Origin of the sequence: Pauljensenia sp. UMB0895 (genome assembly GCF_030218905.1) — a bacterium.
Classification (GTDB): domain Bacteria; phylum Actinomycetota; class Actinomycetes; order Actinomycetales; family Actinomycetaceae; genus Pauljensenia; species Pauljensenia turicensis_A.
The window spans coordinates 85,771-100,504 of record NZ_JASOQR010000002.1 but is presented as its reverse complement, the minus strand read 5'-3'; the positions used below and the strand labels follow the sequence as shown (position 1 = coordinate 100,504).

Here is a 14,734-nt window from a genome sequence, read left to right as displayed (position 1 = left end):
ACGATGAACGATCAGCTTCTCGCGACGGCCCGCGAATGGGCTACCCATGATCCGGACGGCCAGACCTCCTCAGCGCTCCTCGCTTCCGTCGAGGCCGCTTCGGCGGGTGACGAGGGCGCCCTGGCCGAACTGCGGGCCGCGATGAACGGACCTCTTGAGTTCGGCACCGCGGGTCTGCGCGGCGAGATTGGCCCGGGTGAATCTCGGATGAACCTCGCCGTCGTCATCCGTGCGACCGCGGGCCTCGCCGCCTACCTCAAGACGCAAACCGAGCGCGAACCTCGCGTCGTCATCGGTTGCGACGCCCGGCACGGCTCCGTCGATTTCGCCCGTGTGGCCGCGCGCGTTGTGTCGGCGGCGGGCTGCCGGGCTCTGGCCCTCCCCGTCTCGCACCCCACCCCGCTCACCTCCTTCGCGGTGCGCGCCCTCGACGCCGACGCGGGCATCATGATCACCGCTTCGCACAACCCCGCCAAGGACAATGGCTACAAGGTCTACCTCGGCGGAAGCATCGTCACCGACGCCGGTCAGGGCGCCCTGATCGTGCCTCCGCACGACGCGGGCATCGCCACCGCCATCGCGGCAGCCGCCCCGGCCGACGAGGTCCCCCAGGACGAGGAGCGCATTGAGCAGGTCGATCCGCGCGACGACTACGTTGCAGTCGCCGCGGCCTTGGCCGCCGGCGACCACCGGGGAGACCTCAAGATCACCCTGACCGCGATGCACGGCGTCGGCGGAGCGCTCACCGAGCGCGTCCTCAAGGAGGCGGGTTTTACCCGGGTGTCGCTCGTCGCCGAGCAGGCGGCGCCCGACCCCGATTTCCCGACCGTCTCCTTCCCGAACCCGGAGGAGCCCGGCGCCCTCGATCTGGCGATGGCGCATGCGCGCGAGCACGGCTCGGACCTCATTATCGCAGTCGACCCCGACGCCGATCGTTGCGCCCTCGCCATTCCGGACGAGGCCTCGGCGAGCGGATGGCGTCAGCTCACCGGCGACGAGACCGGTTCGATCCTCGGCGAGTTCCTGGCCGGGCGGGCCCCGAAGGGCGGGGTCTTCGCCAACTCGATCGTGTCGAGCCGCCAGCTCGAGCGGATCGCCCTGGCGCACGGCCTCGACTACCGCCACACCCTCACGGGATTCAAGTGGATCGCCCGCACCCCGGGCATCGTCTTCGGCTACGAGGAGGCCATCGGCTTCTGCCCCGATCCCGAGCACGTGTGCGACAAGGACGGCATCTCGACCTCGGTCGTCGCCGCCTCCCTGTTCGCCGAGCTTAAGGCGCAGGGCCACACCGGCCAGGACGAGCTCGAGCGAATGGCTCGCGCCTACGGCTGCTACGTGACGATGCCGCTCACCTTCCGCGTCGAGAATCTCGGTCTCATCGCCGAGGGCATGGATCGTCTGCGCGGGAACCCGCCGTCGCAGCTCGCGGGCTCGTCGGTCGTCTCCGTCGTCGACATGTCTCAGGGGTGGGACGGCCTGCCGGGTACGAACGCGATCATGGTCACCACTGAGGCGAACGACCGCGTCATCGCTCGGCCGTCCGGCACCGAGCCGAAGCTCAAGTGCTACCTTGAGGTCATTCTCGATGCTCCAGGTGGCGGAGAAGTGCCGTGGGACGAGGCTCGGGCGAGACTCGAAACCATCAAGGCCGAGTTCGCGCTCGCGATCGGAATTTAGTCCCGACCGCGCTTGTTCACCGACTTACTTGCTGAGGACTTCGCTTGTTCACCGCCGGCGGTGATGTCATTCCCCTCTGAGGTTGATTGAGTGGTCAACAAGCGCGCACTTGAACCGGAAGGAACGTGAACAAGCGCGCATTTGCCGCAGCCCATTTTCATGCTCGTCGGTTTTCGCTCCGCCCGTGAACAAGCGCGAGGTAGGGCGTGGCGGCAGCCTCGTTCATCTCAATCACGAAGCCGACACGCCACTGCCGGCGGACACCACGCAACCGCGATGCCCGCCGGCAGAAACACAATCAGCACATGCCGGGGCGCTTGCCGATCGTCAGCGTGACCTCCTGCGTGCCCGCGAAAAAGTCGTTGCCTTTGTCGTCGACGACGATGAAGGCTGGGAAGTCTTCGATTTCGATCTTCCACACGGCTTCCATGCCGAGCTCCGGGTATTCAAGAAGTTCGACCTTCTTGATACAGTTTGCGGCCAGTTCAGCAGCCGGACCACCGATTGAGCCGAGGTAGAAACCGCCGTGCTTGTGGCAGGCGTCGGTGACCTGCTTGGAGCGGTTGCCCTTCGCGACCATGATCATGGATCCGCCGAGCGCCTGGAACTGATCCACGTAGGAGTCCATGCGGCCCGCGGTCGTCGGGCCGAAAGAGCCGGACGGCATACCTTCCGGAGTCTTCGCTGGGCCCGCGTAGTAGACGGGGTGCTTGAGCATGTATTCCGGCATCGGCTCGCCGTTTTCGATGCGCTCGCGGATCTTTGCGTGGGCGATATCGCGGGCAACGATCATCGTGCCGTTCAAGGACAGGCGCGTCTTCACCGGGTACTTCGACAGTTCGGCAAGGATTTCGCTCATCGGGCGGTCGAGGTCGATCGACACGGCGCCGGTGTCTTCGCCCAGCTCAGACGGGTCGGTTGCCGGCAGGAAACGGCCGGGGTTGAAGTCGAGCTGCTCCAAGAAGACACCCTCGGGCGTGATCTTTGCCTTTGCCTGGCGGTCAGCTGAGCAGGATACCGCGATGGCGACCGGTAGGGATGCGCCGTGGCGAGGGAGGCGAATGACGCGGACGTCGTGGCAGAAGTACTTGCCGCCGAACTGGGCGCCGATGCCCATCTGCTGGGTCAGCTTGAAGACCTCGTCTTCCATCTCGACATCGCGGAAGCCGTGCGCCAGTTCCGAACCGGTGGTCGGTAGCGTATCGAGGTAGTGGGCGGACGCGTACTTCGCGGTCTTGAGCGCGTATTCAGCGGAGGTGCCACCGATGACGATTGCCAAGTGGTACGGCGGGCATGCTGCGGTGCCGAGGGAACGAATCTTTTCTTCCAGGAACTGCATCATGTGTTCCGGATCAAGGATTGCCTTCGTCATCTGGTACAGGTACGACTTGTTCGCGCTACCGCCACCCTTAGCCATGAACAGGAAGTGGTAGTCGAGCTCGTGACCGACCTGCGTGTCCGCGTAGAGTTCGATCTGCGCCGGCAGGTTGCAGCCCGTGTTCTTCTCTTCGTACATGGTGATCGGAGCGTTCTGCGAGTAACGCAGGTTGAGCTCGGTGTAGGCGTCGTAGACACCGTGCGCCAGGGGCTTGCCGTCCACACCTTCGGTGATGACGCGCTGGCCACGTTCGCCCTTGATGATGGCCGTGCCCGTGTCCTGACACATCGGCAGAACGCCTGCGGAGGCAACGTTTGCGTTCTTCAGTAGGTCGAGTGCGACGAAGCGGTCGTTTGCGGATGCGTCCGGGTCTTCGAGGATCTTCGCCAGCTGTTCGAGGTGCGCGGTGCGCAGGTAGTACGAGATGTCGTGGTACGCGGTTTTCGCCAGTAGTTCGAGTGCGCTGGGGGCAACCTTGAGGAACTGTGTTCCGTCAGGGCCTTCAACGGTTTCGACGCCTTCGGTGGTGAGCAGACGGTACTCGGTTGTGTCTTCACCCAGCGGCAGCATGTCTTCGTAGAAGAACTCGGTCATTAGGACTCCTTGGAAGGGAACGTGTCAGTAGATCTGGCGGTTTCCGTGTGCTGGATTGCGCCCAGAAAACGCCGTGTTCGTCCCCACGCTATTGCGCGCTTGTTCACCAATTCGGGACCGTTGTCCCGTTTGAAAGCGTCAGATCTTTTGGTGTTTTTCTCGCCTTTTATTTTTCGCAAGCTGGTGCGAATAATTCGGTGACGTGCACTGATGAATTCATGAGGCCACGCCCACATTCCTAGTGTCTTTCCTTGTCTGTGGCGCGGATTTGCGACGCTTAACGGGCTACGTATTTTGCGGATATCTCTACGGTTTGCCTAACCTTTCCTGCTCGAATAGAGGGGTGAAGCGGTGAACAAGCGCGGTAAAAGAGCAGGCCCGCGAAGTCGGTGCCGGCGTCGTCGGGGGGGTGAAGCGGTGAACAAGCGCGGTAGAAGAGCGGGTGGTGGTGAACAAGCGCGGTAAAAGAGCAGGTGGACAAGCTGGGTCGCCTCGAAGCCAGCCTGTTCTTCATCGTTTTCGTCCGTGATCCTTCGACGAACTTCATTCCGATCCTGTCGAAGATGGTGAACGACCAGATGACGGAGTACCTCCAGCACATCGCGACCGGCATGTACTTGATGTTGCCGGGCGTGAAGGATTCCGACACCTACGTGGGTGAGAAGCTGTTCGCCTGAGCGAAAAGTTTCAATGTGGCGTGGTCGTGTTGTCTTCGACGAGGCCGCGCCTCCTTTATTTTCGCTACCTTGCTCAGCCGCGCTTGTTCACCGTTTGCCTAGCTTGCGGTCGCGCTTGTTCAGCGAGCGCCTACAAGCAAATCAGGGAGACACCTGATTGAAGCGAGCCCGAATCCTTGGATAGTGTTCGAGTATGTCTAGCTCGGCCTCGTTTACCCCGAAGAACTCTGTCCGCTATCCCGCGCCGGATCTTGCGCGCGGCTTCATGCTGATTCTGATCGCGGTCGCAAACGTGCCGTTTTGGCTTTCTTTCTTCCCCGACAATCCCGAATACTCACTGAGCGATCAGTGGTGGGTGTTCATTCGCGGAATGTTCATCGACCACCGCTCGTATCCGCTCTTTTCGATGCTTTTCGGTTTCGGTCTGATGACGATGGTGTTGCGACGCCAGCGTGCATACGTGGAACGTCGAATCGACGAACTTGATGAGAACCTGCCCGGAATGCCTGAGCAGGTGCGCGCAACGTGGATCGCAGGATTCGAAAACGAGAGTATTGATGACTCTCGCCGTCTGATCCGTAGGCGCGGCTGGTGGATGCTCCTCTTCGGCTTTGTCCACGCACTCTTCTTCTCCGGCGACATTATCGGCGCGTATGCGCTGGTTGCGATTGTTTTCGCAGGACTCATTGCGCGGCGACGCTTCACGATCTTGACCGTGATTGCTCTCATCGTCCTTGCCGTCATGACGCTCAGCCAGTTTGGAGCCGAATCGTTCGTGAACTGGGGCGAGAGCCTGAAGGGGTTTGGTGGCGCAACCAATACGCAGATGACGAACGCTCCCGCCGACCTGATGCTCGGCTGGTACTACCCACTGATCAGCGTATTTGGCTGGGTATTCTCGTCGCTCCTTGGGCTGATCATGACGACCATCCTTCCTGCGACCGTCTTCGGTGCTTGGCTGGCCACCACGGACTATATTTCGCGCCCGGACGTTCACAAGGGGCGCCTGATGCTGGTGGCGTTCCTGGGTCTTGCTCTGGGTGCCCTTGGTGGCCTGTCCTATTCCTTGAAGGATTCGGGCCTGATGGATTCCTACTTCTTCGGTCAGGACGCTCTTCACGAGATTACTGGTTTGCTTGGAGCTGCAGGTTGGCTGGCCCTGCTCGGGTTGCTTGCCGGTCCTGCACGCGAAAATCTCGGGGGAGTGCGCCACTTCTTTATCGCGGTTGGTAAGCGCTCAATGACCGCATATGTTGGTCAGACCGTTCTTTTCCTTGCCACGTTCATTGCTCTCGGATTGGCGGGTATTCGAGGAGTTTCCCAGACCCTCGGGCTTGCTATTGCGCTCGCGGTCTGGACCTTGATGGCGCTGTTCTCCTGGGTGCTCGAATCGAAGGGATATCAACGAGGTCCCCTGGAGGTTCTTCTCCGTCGAGCAGTGGCACGAAGCGCTGGCACTCATCCGGTGCCTCGGATTCCTCACATGATTCAGCCGGCAGGTATAGACGCAGAAGTGAACACCCCGCAATCGGCGCTCACCCCGATGTCAGCGTATGCGCCACCGGCTGACACTGAGCGTTAAACACTGACTGTGAAATAGCGTGCGCCCCCCGGGTAGAAACCCGCGGGGCGCGCCGTATCAAGGATAAAGATCAGCTCTCGGCTTGATCAGACTCCGCCTGGCGCTTTGCCGCGTTAATCGCGGCCGCGCGCGCCAACGCCCCAAGAGCGAGGGACACAATAATCCCGGAGATCAACAGAACGTGAAGGAAGGCTTCGCCGTCATTGCCCATGAGTGAAACAAGACCGCAGCCAACCGCGTGAAACACCGCCACAACGCAGGCCATGGCCATGATCGGCCAGGCGGCCTCGTGACCCGTATTCCATGCGTCGTCGGAGGACTCCAACACTGTCGAATGAAGACCCAAGCCTGAGCCTCGTGCCAGAGTGCCGGCCCTGCCTTTCAGGGCAACCAAGCCGAAAACACACGCGATCACGGCAAAACCGATCACGCCGGTCAACGTTAGCGTCGTCATCAGTTCTCCTTCGTCTGAGTAGCCGGAACACCACTGTGAGGAACGCCCGCGACGGCCTCTTCCAACTCTGCGATCCACCGTGCACCAGTCACGTCGGACGGCATTCGCCAGTCACCACGAGGCGATAGGGCGCCACCAGCCACAACCTTCGGGCCATTTGGCAGAGCAGAACGCTTGAACTGCTGCGTGAAGTAGCGGCGCAGGAACAGGGTCTCCCACTTGACAATCTCTTCGAGTGAATAGGCGACGCGGTCGCCTTCGGGGAACCCGGCCGGCCACTCGCCAGCATTCACATCAGCCCACGCCTTCTCAGCAAGGAAGGCGATCTTCGACGGACGAGCCCCTCGACGCAACACGTAGTACAGGTTGAAATCCTGCAGGTTGTACGGGCCGATCTTGTCCTGCGTGGACTGCATCTTCTCACCGGGTTTAGCGGGAACCAATTCGGGAGAAATCTCCGTGCCGAGGATCGAGGTTAGAACCTCGCCCGCACGATCGGAGAACTGGCCGGAAGCTGCAACCCAGCGGATCAGATGCTGGATCAGAGTCTTCGGAACACCCGTATTGACGGCGTAGTGGCTCATCTGGTCGCCCACGCCGTACGTGCACCAACCGAGCGCCAGCTCGGACAGGTCACCCGTGCCCAGAACAATTCCTCCGTTGTGGTTGGCAATGCGGAACAGGTAGTCGGTGCGCAGACCCGCCTGAACATTCTCGAAGGTGACGTCATACGTGTCGTTGCCGTCGGCGTAGGGATGCCCCATGTCGGCCAACAGCTGGCGAGCCGCCGGGCGAATATCGATCGTCTGGCAGGGAATATCGAGGCTTTCGCACAGCGCAATCGCGTTCGACTTCGTGTGATCGGACGTTGCGAAACCGGGCATCGTGTAGGCCAAGATGTCCGTTCGCGCCCGACCCAGCATATCCATTGCGCGCGCCGCGACGATCAGAGCATGCGTGGAATCGAGGCCACCGGAAACACCAATAACGATCTTCGGATTACCGATCGCCTTGAGGCGCTGAACCAGACCATGAACCTGAATATTGTAGGCCTCGTAGCAGTCCTGAGCCAGGCGCTCCGGATCGTCGGGAACGAAAGGGAAACGATCAACGGCGCGTTCCAAACCAAGATCCGTGCGGGGTGGGTTCAGCTGGGTGTAGACGTCCATAGGAGCGGTTGCCTTCAGCCCCTGATCCTCGCCCAGGTAGCGATCCGCGTTGTCTTTAAACGAATTCTGGCGCGTACGTTCAGTGACAAGACGATCAATGTCCACGTCAGCGATCGTGATCTGACGACCGCCGGCTTTGAAACGCTCACCCTCTGCCAGCAGGTCGCCGGCCTCGTACACCATCGTCTGGCCGTCCCATGACAGGTCGGTTGACGATTCGCCCGCACTCGACGCGCAGTACACGTAGGCGGAGTTGAGGCGCGCTGACAAACTGCGAACCAACAGTCGGCGGTCTTCCGCACGACCAACGGTGATCGGCGAAGCGGAAAGATTCATCAGAACCGTTGCGCCATTCAGAGCAGCAAGAGTCGACGGGGTGAGCGGAACCCACATGTCCTCGCACACTTCGGGGGCAATGACGAGGCCAGGAACATCCTCAACATCGATTGTGATCGGAGAGAAAGGAACGGATGCCGAAGCACAGTCATCGTCGACAAAACCCCACGCGGTTGTGTCAATGAAGGAAGGAGTTGTCGGGCCGGGAGTCGCGAAATGGCGCTTCTCGTAGAACTCGCGATAGTTCGGCAGGTGCAACTTCGGGGTGACACCCAGGATCTTGCCTCGGTGGATCGTTACCGCACAGTTGTAGAGGGAACCATCGTTGCGAATCGGGGCACCAACAATGAGGATCGGCAACAGATCCTTCGTCTGAACAGCAATGCGATGCAGAGCCTCAGTCACTTCATCCAGCACGACATCCTGAAGCAACAGATCATCAATGGCGTAGCCGGAAATGCCCAGCTCGGGAAAGACGGCCGCGGCAACACCCTTGGCATCAAGCTCGCGAGCAACGTCAATGACCTCGTTAGCGTTAGCAAGTGGCTGAGCGGGATGAACAGGAACCGTCACCGCAGCAACGCGCGCGAAGCCCTGATCGTAAAGCGAATGGAAGTTCAACTTTCCTCCTAGTGTTGCCTCTATTGTCTCCCATGACCCATCCGTTTGCCCACGCGCTTACGCTCAAAGCTGATGGCAGGAAAAACAATGGTGGGCTGGCTCTTTCGAGCCAGCCCACCACAGCTCATCACGTGCGAGGCGCGAGCAGAACTCAGATCACCTCACGTGCGAGGCGCGCGATCGCGAACTCTTCGTTCGTTGGGTACACCAGCAGGGTGACCTTCGAATCGGGGGTGGAGATCACGCGAGGCTCGCCGATACGACCGTCGTTTGCTGCCAGGTCGATCTTCACGCCGAAGGGCTCTAATGCTTGGGCGAGTTCCTTACGAACATCCCAGTCGTTCTCGCCGATGCCAGCGGTGAAGGTGATGACATCCAGGCCACCGAGTTCAGCGGTGTAGGAGCCAACGTACTTGAGCAGGCGGTTGATGTAGACGTCCATGGCAACGCGAGCCTTGTGCTGCGCTTCCTTGTCGTCATCGTTGAAAATCATTTCCCACACGCTACGCATGTCGGATTCGCCGGTCAGGCCCTTCATGCCGGACTGCTTGTTGAACAGCGTGTCGATCTCGTCAATCGTCATGCCACCCTGGCGAGCCAGGTGGAAGACAACGGCCGGATCGATGTCGCCGGTGCGGGTGCCCATCATGAGGCCTTCCAACGGGGTCAAGCCCATGGAGGTATCGATCGGCTTACCGTTGAGGACTGCGGACACGGAAGCGCCATTTCCGAGGTGCATGACGATCTGCTTGAGATCATCGCGACCCAGGTACTTTGCGACCTCGCGGGAAACAAATTGGTGCGAGGTGCCGTGTGCGCCGTAGCGGCGAACAGCGTACTTCTCAGCGACTTCGGCGTTGAGTGCGTAGGTGTAGGCCTTTTCGGGAAGAGCCTGGAAGAACGCGGTGTCGAAGACTGCAACGTGAGGGATTTCCGGCATGAGCTCGCGAGCCACGTCGATGCCCTTGAGGTGTGCGGGGTTGTGCAGGGGAGCCATCGGGCAGAGCTCTTCGATGAGGTTACGGACCTCGTCGTTGATGACGGCCGGGCCATCGAAGTACTTGCCACCCTGAACGATACGGTGGCCGACGGCAACGATGCCAGCTTCTGCAAGCTTCGGGCCCTTGTTGTCGAAGAGGCGAAGAACCTCACGCATACCAACTTCGTGGTCTGCGATCGGAATTTCTTCGATGGTGACGTCGTCACCGTGGGTGTGCTTGATCTTGCCGACCGGGTCGCCGATACGTTCGACAAGGCCTTTGGCGATTGCTTCACCGGTTTCGGGATCGACCAGCTGGTACTTGATCGATGAAGAGCCGGAGTTAATGACGAGAACGGTCTGGGACACGAGTTCGCCTTTCCTGTGAGTAATCGGTAAAAACTTGGAAGCTTCAGCCCTGTGCCTGAACGGCGGTCAGAGCAACGGTGTTGACGATGTCCTCGACCAGTGCGCCACGCGACAGATCGTTGACCGGCTTGTTCAGACCCTGCAGAACCGGGCCGACAGCAACGGCACCGGAGGAACGCTGAACGGCCTTGTAGCCAATGTTGCCTGCGGATAGTGACGGGAAGATGAAGACGTTTGCCTTGCCGGCAACGGGGGAACCGGGGAGCTTCTTCGAAGCAACGGCCACGTCAACGGCTGCGTCGAACTGGATCGGGCCTTCCAGAGCGAGCTCTGGAGCCTTTGCCTGAGCAATGCGGGTTGCTTCCACAACGGCGTCGACGTCCGGGCCGGAGCCGGAAGTGCCGGTGGAGTAGGAGAGCATTGCAACGCGAGGCTCGACACCGAACTGAGCGGCGGTGCGTGCCGAGGAGATGGCGATGTCGGCAAGCTGTTCTGGAGTCGGGTTTGGGTTCACGGCGCAGTCGCCGAATGCCCACACCTGATCCTTCATCAGCATGAGGAAGATAGAAGAAACAATCGAGACACCGGGAGCGGTCTTGATGATCTGGAAGGAGGGAACGATCGTGTGCGCGGTCGTGTGGGCTGCGCCGGAAACCATACCATCTGCGTCGCCCATGTGGACCATCATCGTGCCGAAGTAGGACACGTCTTTGATCTTTTCGCGAGCCTGCTCGACGGTGACGCCCTTCTTTTCACGCAGGCGTGCGAATTCAACGGCGTATTTTTCGGACAGTTCTGGGTCGTCTACGGAGACGACGGATGCTGCGGTGAGGTCAATACCAAGTTCACCTGCGCGGGTTGCAACGGCAGCTGCGTCACCAACGAGGATGACATCTGCGATACCGCGAGCGAGGACCTCAGCAGCTGCTAGGAGGACGCGATCGTCTTCCGGTTCGGGCATGACGATGCGTTTGCGGTCTGCGCGTGCGCGGTCAATCAGATCTGCCTGGAAAGCGAGGGGAGTGACTGCGGTCGGGGCGGGGGCCTCAACCAGGGTTTTGATTGCCTCGTCGGAAAGGGGAAGGGAGAAGACGGGGACGTCGACGCCGAGAGCAGTGGGGGTGCCGGGCAGAATCACTGCCACGAGCTGCGCCTGGTGCGACTTGCAGCGGGCAGCGAAAACGTTGATTTCTTCGGTGAGCAGTTCGGCTGGAACACCTTCGGGGTCGAGGACCAAGATGACGTTTGCGCGAGCCGATGCTGCCAGGTTCACGTTCCAACGGATGGCATCGAACGTGCGAGCTTCTCCGGCGACAACTCCGTCGATGAGGACGAAGTCTGCGTCAGCTGCGCGAACAGCTTCGACAGCTGCCGGCAAAGCCGAGGTGCCGGAGGTCGCTGCTGCGGATGGGGTCGTGCCAGCGAGCGCGTTCATGCGCGCAAGCGTTCCACGCGCTGAAAGCGCGGTGGCAAGTTCGTGAGCTGCGTCTGTTGCAGCATTTGCGGAATCGGGCCCGACAACGATGTAACGGGAAGTCACTGATGCTCCTTCAACACGTGAAAATGTGCGCGGCCTGCACGGTCGCATGAACATGGTAGCGCGCTCCGGAGGCAAATTAAGACGTGAAGATGTGTGAATAATGCATTACCCCGTAGGCTTGCAGTGTGAAGAAGCAGGTGCGAATGAATACTTCGCCGTCGTATGCGTACTGGGGGACGATCGTTTTCGTCCTCGTCGGTGTTGGTGTTACGGCGATTTTGGCGCTTTTGAACCACCCTCATCGTGCGGTCTATGCCCTTGCTGGCACGTTGCTTGTGATGGCCTGTGCGCGTCTTGTTTTGCCGGGACGCCCATGGTTTGCTTCACGTAATCGGTGGATGGATGCCGTGGTGCTCGCTTTCTTGGCGCTTGGTATTTGGTATTTTTCGCCGTTCACGGCAACGATGAACCTTCTGTCCTAACCGCTCGGTCCGACATGGTTGTGCTGTCGGGGTCTTTGGGTTGGCGAACGTATTTCTTCTGTCGCATCTATGAGCGCGAGTGTATTTAATCAACTAATCTTGATGTCAAGATAATTTCTCGCGTAGCGCCAGCTCGCCCGACGAAAAGAGAAACGATGTCGAAAATTAAGGTTGCAGGCCCAGTCGTTGAACTCGATGGTGACGAAATGACCCGCATCATGTGGCAGTTCATTAAAGACCGTCTGATCCACCCCTACCTGGATGTTGATCTGCGTTACTACGACCTGTCGATCCAGAATCGCGACGCGACTGACGACCAGGTGACGATTGATGCTGCCAATGCGATCAAAGAGCATGGTGTGGGCGTCAAGTGCGCGACAATCACTCCCGATGAGGCGCGTGTTGAAGAGTTCGGCCTGAAGAAGATGTGGCGTAGCCCTAACGGCACGATTCGCAATATTCTTGGTGGCGTTGTCTTCCGTGAACCAATCATTATTGACAACATTCCGCGCCTCGTCCCCGGATGGACCAAGCCGATCGTTATCGGTCGACACGCATTCGGCGACCAGTACCGTGCGACTGACTTTAAGGTTCCGGGAGCGGGCACCATCACGCTGACCTTCACTCCCGACGATGGTTCGGAACCGATCGAGCACGAAGTGATCCGTATGCCTGAAGGTGGTGGCGTCACGATGGGCATGTACAACTTCAACGAATCGATCGCAGACTTCGCTCGAGCATCCTTTGAATACGGACTCAAGCGCAACTATCCGGTCTTCCTGTCGACGAAGAACACGATCCTCAAGGCCTACGATGGTGCGTTCAAGGACATTTTCGCCGATGTTTTCGAGCGCGAATATAAGGAAAGATTTGCCGAAGTTGGCTTGACCTACGAACATCGTCTGATTGATGACATGGTTGCCTCGTCCTTGCGCTGGGAAGGCGGCTACGTCTGGGCGTGCAAGAACTACGACGGTGATGTTCAGTCGGATACTGTTGCCCAGGGATTCGGTTCGCTGGGCCTGATGACCTCCGTCCTGATGACCCCAGATGGTCGCACGATGGAAGCTGAAGCCGCCCACGGAACCGTCACCCGCCACTATCGCAAGCACCAGGCGGGGGAACCAACGTCAACCAACCCGATCGCCTCGATTTTCGCTTGGACCCGCGGCCTTGCTCACCGAGGAATGCTTGATAATACGCCTGAGGTTATCGATTTTTCCCACACGCTTGAGAAAGTCATCATTGACACGGTTCTTTCAGGCAAGATGACGCGCGATCTGTCTCGTCTGGTCGGTGGCGATACTGCGTGGCTTACCACCGAAGAGTTCCTTGCAACGCTCGACGATAATCTGGCGAAAGCCCTCGCATAATCTGTTAACACAACGAAACTGGGGTGCGGTGACCTTCGGCTTGCTCACCCCGGTTTCGTCTATATAGCGCGTGAAACTGCCCGAGTAGCGGTGTCGGAATGTTCGAATAGTGAACGAAAACTAATCGGAATGCGGTCTGCGGGCATCCTGTACGTATCCCGATCAGTCGAACGACTCAAGGAAAATCATGCGAAAGTTTATGGAGAAGAGCAGTATCCTCGTGTGGGTGCTCGTCGCAATCGTCCTCGCCCTCGTGCTGGGAGCCATCAAAGTAGGTGACTCGCACCTGGTGCCTGTCACAGTTGGACGAGTCTTCGCGACATTCTCAGCTATCTTCAGCCAGTTCCTGTCCTTCTCGATTCCGCTCATCATCATCGGCCTGGTCACTCCGGCTATTGCTGATCTCGGACGCGGCGCGGGCAAGTGGCTCGGCATCACCGCTGCGCTGGCCTACACCTCGACTCTTTTCGCAGGCTTCCTGACCTACCTGGTCGCAGCAACCGTCTTCCCGAAGCTCCTTTCGAACGGTCTTGCTGACGTTACCGAGCCCGGATCGGCACTCGAATCGTTCTTCACCATCGAAATGCCCGCAGCCGTCCCGGTTATGACCGCGCTGTTGCTCTCCTTCGTGGTCGGCATCGGACTTGCAATGATCCCGCGTGGCGTTATGCGTAAGGGCTTCATTGAATTCCGCGCCATCATCACCAAGCTCATCGAGCGCATCATCATCCCGCTGTTGCCCCTGCACATCTTTGGTATCTTCTTGAACCTCACCTACACCGGTGAAGCGTGGGACATTATGCGCACCCTGGTCCGCGTTGTTGTCGTCGTCCTCCTGCTTGAGGTCGTCATCCTGCTCACGCAGTACATCGTTGCTGGCGCAATCGGCAAGAAGAACCCGATCACGTCGCTGCTCACCATGATGCCCGCCTACCTGACGGCACTCGGCACCTCGTCGTCCGCGGCGACTATCCCGGTCACTTTGCGTCAGGCAAAGAAGAACGGGATCTCCGACGCCGTTGCATCCTTCACCATTCCGCTCTGCGCAACGATCCACCTGGCAGGCTCGACCTCGAAGATCTTCGCATTCGCGTTCGCCATCGTCATCACCCAGGGCATCGATGTCGGCCCTGTACAGTGGGTTGGCTTCATCTTCATGCTCGGCATCACGATGGTCGCAGCCCCCGGCGTTCCCGGCGGTGCAATTATGGCAGCAACCGGTCTACTCTCGTCGATGCTTGGCTTCGACGATGCTCAGGTTGCCCTCATGATCGCCACCTACATCGCCCTCGACTCCTTCGGCACCGCAACCAATGTGACCGGTGACGGCGCAATCGCGATCATCGTTGACCGGATGGCCGGTGGCAAGATCGGCGCAGAAGGCGATCCGGAGAACGCTCGCGAGCTCTCCTTCGACGGCATGGCTTACCTTGACCGCGTCTCGGTCGAAGGCGTTGTCAGCGCCGAAGACCTCGCTGCATCTGCTGCTGCGAACCCGTCGGCTAGTAACTGACGGATTGGCTCAAGCGCGTACCCGTCATTATTCGTCATCAAACGAAT

The 14,734-nt window shown here is 59.6% G+C and carries 11 protein-coding genes; 6 read left to right on the top strand and 5 right to left on the bottom strand.

The features are described 5' to 3' along the window. The first annotated feature begins 3 nt into the window (after window positions 1-3). A complete protein-coding gene (locus tag QP503_RS01795; RefSeq protein WP_285084584.1) occupies window positions 4-1,680 on the top strand; it encodes a phospho-sugar mutase in 1,677 nt (558 codons plus the stop codon). Window positions 1,681-1,978: 298 nt separating this feature from the next. On the opposite strand, the gene QP503_RS01790 is transcribed toward QP503_RS01795, so the two are convergent. Further along, window positions 1,979-3,652, bottom strand: a complete 1,674-nt coding sequence (locus tag QP503_RS01790) for a fumarate hydratase (protein WP_285101107.1) — start codon at window positions 3,650-3,652, stop codon at window positions 1,979-1,981. A gap of 473 nt (window positions 3,653-4,125) precedes the next feature. Between QP503_RS01790 and QP503_RS01785 the strand changes: the two genes are divergently transcribed. Together QP503_RS01785 and QP503_RS01780 are read left to right on the top strand one after the other, a co-directional pair. Continuing rightward, on the top strand, window positions 4,126-4,329 hold the full coding sequence (locus tag QP503_RS01785; protein WP_285101105.1) for a Dyp-type peroxidase domain-containing protein: 204 nt from the start codon (window positions 4,126-4,128) through the stop codon (window positions 4,327-4,329). Window positions 4,330-4,522: 193 nt separating this feature from the next. Then, on the top strand, window positions 4,523-5,911 hold the full coding sequence (locus QP503_RS01780; protein ID WP_285101103.1) for a DUF418 domain-containing protein: 1,389 nt from the start codon (window positions 4,523-4,525) through the stop codon (window positions 5,909-5,911). A 70-nt stretch (window positions 5,912-5,981) separates the two neighbouring features. Here the strand turns inward: QP503_RS01780 and QP503_RS01775 are convergent, their stop codons facing one another. The 4 genes from QP503_RS01775 to pta all read right to left on the bottom strand — a co-directional run bounded on the left by QP503_RS01775 (window position 5,982) and on the right by pta (window position 11,427). Further along, window positions 5,982-6,365 (bottom strand): hypothetical protein, encoded by a 384-nt coding sequence (locus QP503_RS01775; RefSeq protein WP_285101101.1) that lies wholly within the window; start codon window positions 6,363-6,365, stop codon window positions 5,982-5,984. Next, window positions 6,365-8,491, bottom strand: a complete 2,127-nt coding sequence (locus tag QP503_RS01770) for an NAD(+) synthase (RefSeq protein WP_103631732.1) — start codon at window positions 8,489-8,491, stop codon at window positions 6,365-6,367. Before QP503_RS01770 ends, QP503_RS01775 begins: the two co-directional genes overlap by 1 nt. A 151-nt stretch (window positions 8,492-8,642) precedes the next feature. Next, a complete protein-coding gene (locus QP503_RS01765) occupies window positions 8,643-9,839 on the bottom strand; it encodes an acetate/propionate family kinase (RefSeq protein ID WP_006681432.1) in 1,197 nt (398 codons plus the stop codon). Between the two features lie 43 nt (window positions 9,840-9,882). Further along, on the bottom strand, window positions 9,883-11,427 hold the full coding sequence (gene pta, locus QP503_RS01760) for a phosphate acetyltransferase (RefSeq protein WP_181002080.1): 1,545 nt from the start codon (window positions 11,425-11,427) through the stop codon (window positions 9,883-9,885). A 95-nt stretch (window positions 11,428-11,522) separates the two neighbouring features. Between pta and QP503_RS01755 the strand changes: the two genes are divergently transcribed. The 3 genes from QP503_RS01755 (at window position 11,523) to QP503_RS01745 (ending at window position 14,687) form a co-directional block, all read left to right on the top strand. After that, window positions 11,523-11,801, top strand: a complete 279-nt coding sequence (locus QP503_RS01755) for a DUF3017 domain-containing protein (protein WP_103631744.1) — start codon at window positions 11,523-11,525, stop codon at window positions 11,799-11,801. A 155-nt stretch (window positions 11,802-11,956) separates the two neighbouring features. Next, complete coding sequence (locus tag QP503_RS01750) at window positions 11,957-13,174, top strand: NADP-dependent isocitrate dehydrogenase (RefSeq protein ID WP_285101099.1); 1,218 nt, start codon at window positions 11,957-11,959, stop codon at window positions 13,172-13,174. A 187-nt stretch (window positions 13,175-13,361) separates the two neighbouring features. Beyond that, the gene (locus QP503_RS01745; protein ID WP_285101097.1) at window positions 13,362-14,687 is read left to right on the top strand and encodes a dicarboxylate/amino acid:cation symporter; all 1,326 of its coding nucleotides are present in this window, start codon (window positions 13,362-13,364) and stop codon (window positions 14,685-14,687) included. Window positions 14,688-14,734: the final 47 nt, after the last annotated feature.